This is a genomic window from Candidatus Margulisiibacteriota bacterium, from assembly GCA_031268855.1.
Taxonomy (GTDB): Bacteria; Margulisbacteria; Termititenacia; order Termititenacales; family Termititenacaceae; genus Termititenax.
The window spans coordinates 1-5,409 of the sequence record JAIRWS010000036.1 but is presented as its reverse complement, the minus strand read 5'-3'; the positions used below and the strand labels follow the sequence as shown (position 1 = coordinate 5,409).

Annotated in this window: 4 protein-coding genes; all 4 read left to right on the top strand. The window is 50.9% G+C overall.

Going from position 1 to position 5,409, the window contains the following annotated elements:
* Window positions 1-196 precede the first annotated feature (196 nt).
* Complete coding sequence (locus LBJ25_02350) at window positions 197-1,312, top strand: Fic family protein (protein MDR1452800.1); 1,116 nt, start codon at window positions 197-199, stop codon at window positions 1,310-1,312.
* A 133-nt stretch (window positions 1,313-1,445) separates the two neighbouring features.
* The gene (locus LBJ25_02345; GenBank protein ID MDR1452799.1) at window positions 1,446-1,931 is read left to right on the top strand and encodes an Lrp/AsnC family transcriptional regulator; all 486 of its coding nucleotides are present in this window, start codon (window positions 1,446-1,448) and stop codon (window positions 1,929-1,931) included.
* A 9-nt stretch (window positions 1,932-1,940) separates the two neighbouring features.
* The gene (locus LBJ25_02340) at window positions 1,941-3,107 is read left to right on the top strand and encodes an aminotransferase class I/II-fold pyridoxal phosphate-dependent enzyme (GenBank protein MDR1452798.1); all 1,167 of its coding nucleotides are present in this window, start codon (window positions 1,941-1,943) and stop codon (window positions 3,105-3,107) included.
* On the top strand, window positions 3,091-5,409 hold a 2,319-nt coding region (locus tag LBJ25_02335; GenBank protein ID MDR1452797.1), incomplete at its 3' end, for an ATP-dependent Clp protease ATP-binding subunit. The genes LBJ25_02340 and LBJ25_02335, both read left to right, overlap by 17 nt.

The window sequence follows — 5,409 nt, the reverse complement described above, 5'->3', positions numbered from 1 at the left end:
TATATTATAAAAGTCGTGTAGCGCCAGCGCGCTGCCGAGAAAGACCATTGCGAAAAATAACGGTAGTTTTAATCAAAAAAGTAACGTTATTAACATTTTGGCCTAAATAACGATACTTGACTCCCTTAGGGATTAAACTTTACGAAATAACGATACTTTTATTGATTTTCGTATCGTTATTATATACAATAGAGAAATGCACAGCGGGAAGTATATTGTCACAAGCTCTGGTTATCGGGCATTTTTACCCATTAGCTTGCAGGATGTAGAAAAACAATTGAAGCTTGACCATCTGCAAAAACTTATTGAACGGGCGAATATCGCCATTGGCGAATTGAGGGCGTTAGAAGCTTTATTACCAAATCCTAAACTTTTAACCGAAAGATATGCTACGAGAGAAGCGCTGCTCTCCTCACAAATCGAAGGCACGCAATCTACTTTGATAGAAATATTTGAAAATGAAAATAATGCGCGGGTTGGCCAGGACATTCGGGAAGTGCAAAATTATTTCAAGGCCTTACAGTATGGGATCGATAATATTAAAAATGGCGTCTTGCCTTTATCGGTTAGATTATTAAAAGATTGTCATGCTATTTTGCTCGAGGATGTGCGCGGCGGTGAAGCCTATAAAACTAGAGGCGAGTTGCGGCGTTCGCAGAACTGGATCGGCGGCGCTTCGCCAGCCAACGCTAAATTCGTACCGCCGCCGGCGGAATATGTCGTTCCCTTGATGAGTGATCTGGAAAAATATTTTTATCAGGACAGGGCTCCCAGCGCGGTAAAAATCGCTTTAATCCACTATCAATTTGAAACTATTCATCCTTTCCTCGACGGCAATGGCCGTATCGGGCGGCTGTTGATTTCTTTGTTTTTGATTGCCAAGGCCATACTTAAATTTCCCACTTTATATTTAAGCCTTTATTTAAAGAAAATGAAAACAGAATATTATGATCTATTGACAGAAGTTAGAGAACAAGGAAACTACGAACGCTGGATAGAATTTTTTCTCCTCGGCATAACAACTGTGGCCAAACAAATAATGGACACAACGAATAAAATTATTGTCCTGGAAAAAGAAGATGCTGCGCTCTTATCCAGCAAGAACGAGCAAGCTCTGTTTCAGCAGCTGCTGCGCAATCCGACCACAAGCATTAAAAACATTGAGAAATTTTTAGGCGTAACCAATAAAACTGCCAATGTTTTAGCCAGAAAACTGGAAAAATTAAAAATATTAAAACGAACCAATGACTTGCAGCGCAATAAAAAATACATGTACGTTAAATATTTGGAAATAATTGAAACTGATCTGTAAGCTAAAACGGTGCCATTTTTATTTTGTGCCGAAAGCGGATACAGTTCACTTTTGGGCTTTTGCAGAGGCTTCAGCTTAATTTCCTTATCCCGCTGGATTTGCTATACTGCCGGTGTAAAAGGGGTGTTTATTTATGGACGAAATACTGGAGCTGCTCCAAAACGACGCGCGGCTGACGCCGGAAGAGATCGCCGCGATGCTCAAAAAAGACGCCAAGATTGTCCGTAAAAAGATCAAGCAACTGGAAGATGAAGGTATCATCGTCAAATACGGTGTGATCGTCAATCCCGAAAAAGTGCCGGCCAAAAAAGAAATGGTGCGCGCGATCATTGAGCTGAGCGTGACCCCGGAGCGCGAGACCGGCTTTGACGCGCTGGCCGAACGGATCTATAAATTTCCGCAGGTGGAGTCCGTGTATCTGATTTCCGGCGGCTACGATCTGCAGGTCATCCTCGAAGGCAAAACTTTAAAAGAGGTCGCGTTTTTCGTTTCCGAAAAACTGGCGCCTTTAGACGGCGTGCGCGGCACGAAAACGCATTTTGTTTTGAAAAAGTACAAAGAAAACGGCGCGGTGCTTTCCGGCAAAGAAAAATCTTCCCGTCTGGAAGTCGCGCCGTAAAGAGGCCGCATGGAGCGTTCCGCTAAATATTCGCAGGTTGTCAGCCGGATGCCGCCTTCGGGTATTCGCCGTTTTTTTGACCTCATCATTGGCCGGAAAGATATTATTTCGCTGGGCGTTGGCGAGCCGGATTTTGTCACACCGTGGAGTATCCGCGAGAAAGCGTTTTACGCGCTGGAAAAAGGCCGCACGTCCTACACGTCCAATTGGGGCTTGCTTGAATTGCGTCAGGAAATCGCCAAATATTTGACCAAATACAAATTGAGCTACGATCCCGCAAGCGAGTTGCTGATAACTTTTGGCGTGAGCGAAGCCGTCGATCTGGTTTTGCGTTCTATTCTCAATCCTGGCGACGAAGTTATCGTGGCGGAACCCTGCTACGTGTCGTATCAGCCGCTGATCGAGCTGGCGGGCGGGCGCGCGGTCAGTCTGAACACCGCCCGGACAAATTTTATTCCGCGCGCGCAAGAGATCGCCAAGCTCCTCACACCCCGCACCAAAGCGCTGTTTATTTGCTCGCCCAATAACCCGACCGGCGCGGTTATGCCCAGAAGCGAGCTGCAAAAAATCGCCGCGCTGGCCAAAAAACAGGATATTTGGGTCATCTCCGACGAAGTTTATGCGGAGCTGGTTTATGGCGAACCGCATTTCTCGATCGGCGCGCTGCCCGGCCTGAAAGAGCGCGCGATTATTCTCAATGGTTTTTCCAAAGCCTTTGCGATGACCGGCTGGCGCATCGGCTATATCTGCTGTCCGGCGGAGTTGATGCGGCAGGTTATTAAACTGCATCAATATTATGCGATTTGCGCGCCGATCATGTCCCAGTACGGCGCGATCGAGGCGTTGCAGTCCTGCCGGGACGAGGTGGAAAAAATGCGCCGTTCGTATTTGCGGCGGCGCAACTTTATGGTCAGCGCTGTGCAGAAAATCGGTCTGCCATTCGCTGAGCCGTCCGGCGCGTTTTATCTTTTTGTGGATATTCGCCCGACCGGTTTGACTTCTGAAGATTTCGCGTTAAAGTTGATACAGCGGGAAAAGGTCGCGGTCGTGCCCGGCAATGTTTTCGGCGCGGGCGGCGAGGGTTTTGTGCGCTGCTGCTACGCGGCGGAAATCTCCCTGCTCAAAGAGGCGTTGGCCAGAATAGCGAGGTTTGTGAAAAATGAGCGAGCTGGATAATTTTAATAGTTTTGACGATCTGGATCTGCCGCCGGAGCTGCGCAGTTTTTTGAATCAGATTTTTGGCCAGCGGCGGCCAGACCGGATCTTTGATTATTTTTCCAACACGGCCAACCGCGTGCTATATCTGGCCGCCGAGGAAGTGCGCCGGCTGGGGCACAAGGCCATTGACACCGAGCATCTGCTGCTGGGACTGATCAAGTCGGAAAGCAGCACCACGCAAACGCTCAAAGATCTGGGGCTGGATCTGGTCAAGGCGTTTTCCGATGTTGAGATTTTGGTCGGCCAGAGTAATAATAAAATCCCGGCCAACCGGCCGATCCTGCTCACACCGCGCGCTAAAAAAGCGCTGGAGCTGGCCTATCAAACCGCCGCGCAGCTCGGCTACAAATATGTCGGGCCGGAACATATTTTGCTGGGCTTGCTGCGTGAGAACGAGGGCCTGGCCACGCAGGTTTTGCATAAAAACAATATTACTCTGGAATCCGCGGTCAAGGCCGTTAATGACCGTTTTGGTGACCGCAAAACCCGCAAGTCCAAAAACATTAATGAATCCTATTTTCAAAATTCGCCCGCCGAGGAACGCACGGCTTTGACAACTTTTGGCCGTGACCTGACCGCGCTGGCTTATCAAGCGCGGCTCGATCCGGTCATTGGTCGTGAAAAAGAGATCGACCGTATGATCCGTATCCTTTCCCGCCGCACCAAAAATAATCCGGTGCTGATCGGCGACCCGGGCGTGGGCAAGACCGCTATTGTGGAAGGTCTGGCGCAGAGAATCGTCGGCGGTGAAGTACCGGAAACCTTACAGCAAAAACGGGTTATCGAGCTGGATCTGGCGGGCATGATCGCCGGCACGAAGCACCGCGGCGAATTTGAGGAGCGGATCAAAGCCGTCATGGAAGAGATCCGCGGCGCGAATGACCGCGTGATGATTTTCATTGACGAGATCCACAATCTGGTCGGCGCGGGCTCCGCTGAAGGCGCGATGGACGCGGCCAATATTTTGAAACCGGCGCTGTCCCGCGGCGAAATACAGTGTATCGGCGCCACGACGCTGGACGAGTACCGCAAATATATAGAAAAAGATTCCGCGCTGGAGCGGCGTTTTCAGCCGATCCATGTCGACCAGCCGAGCGTGGAGGACACTATCGAGATACTCAAAGGCCTGCGCGACCGCTACGAAGCGCATCACCGCGCGCAGATCACGGACGCCGCGATACTGGCCGCGGTCAATATGTCCAGACGTTATATCACCGAGCGTTTCCTGCCGGACAAAGCGATCGACGTCATGGACGAAGCGGCGGCGAAAGTGCGCCTGGCTTCTATTTCGCTGCCGCCGGAAATCCAAAAACTTAAAAAAGAACTGGAGCTGCTCAAAAAAGAGCAGGCCTCTATCACGCAGATCGCGGACAAGGCCAAGCTGGAGCGGATCAACAACCGCCGCGCGGACGTGGAAAAAACTCTGGCGGAAAAAACCGCCGAGTGGAAAGCGTCGCACGGCTCGACTACTGTCGCGGTGACCGAGGCGGATATCGCCGGCATTATTGCTGACTGGACAGGCATACCGGCCGCGCGCATCGAGCAGAAGGAATCGGAAAAACTTCTGCAAATGGAGACCGAGCTGCACAAGCGTGTTGTCGGCCAGGGTGACGCTATCGCCGCGGTATCCGAAGCCATACGCCGCGCCAGAGCCGGAGTGTCCGATCCCAATAAGCCGTCCGGCGTGTTTTTATTCGCGGGGCCGACCGGTGTGGGCAAGACCGAGCTAGCGCGCACGCTGGCTGAATTTTTATTCGGCTCGCAGGACAAAATGATCCGCATCGACATGTCCGAGTACGTGGAAAAATTTAATGTCTCGCGGCTGATCGGCGCGGCGCCCGGCTATGTCGGCTACGAAGAGGGCGGCCAGCTCACCGAGCAGGTGCGCCGCAGTCCTTACTCGGTCATTCTGCTGGATGAGATTGAAAAAGCGCATCCTGAAGTTTTTAATATTCTCCTGCAGGTCATGGACGACGGCCAGTTGACGGATTCGCAGGGACGCACGGCCAATTTCAAAAACGCGGTGGTCATTATGACCACGAACGCCGGCACCGAGGAGCAGGGTAAAGCGGCGTTCGGTTTTGTGGCGGACAAAGATAAAGAAGCCATCTCTTACGAAAAAATGAAAGAAAAATTGCAGACCGCGCTCAAAAATGTTTTCCGGCCGGAATTTTTAAACCGCATTGACGACATTATTTTATTCCGGCAGCTGACCAAAAAAGAGATCCGCCAGATCGTCGAGCTGCTGCTGGCGCGGCTC

Excerpts from the sequence above, each read along its gene's own strand:
- LBJ25_02350 (MDR1452800.1), top strand. The coding sequence starts at position 197 with ATGCACAGCGGGAAGTATATTGTCACAAGCTCTGGTTATCGGGCATTT.
- LBJ25_02345 (MDR1452799.1), top strand. The coding sequence starts at position 1,446 with ATGGACGAAATACTGGAGCTGCTCCAAAACGACGCGCGGCTGACGCCG.
- LBJ25_02340 (MDR1452798.1), top strand. The coding sequence starts at position 1,941 with ATGGAGCGTTCCGCTAAATATTCGCAGGTTGTCAGCCGGATGCCGCCT.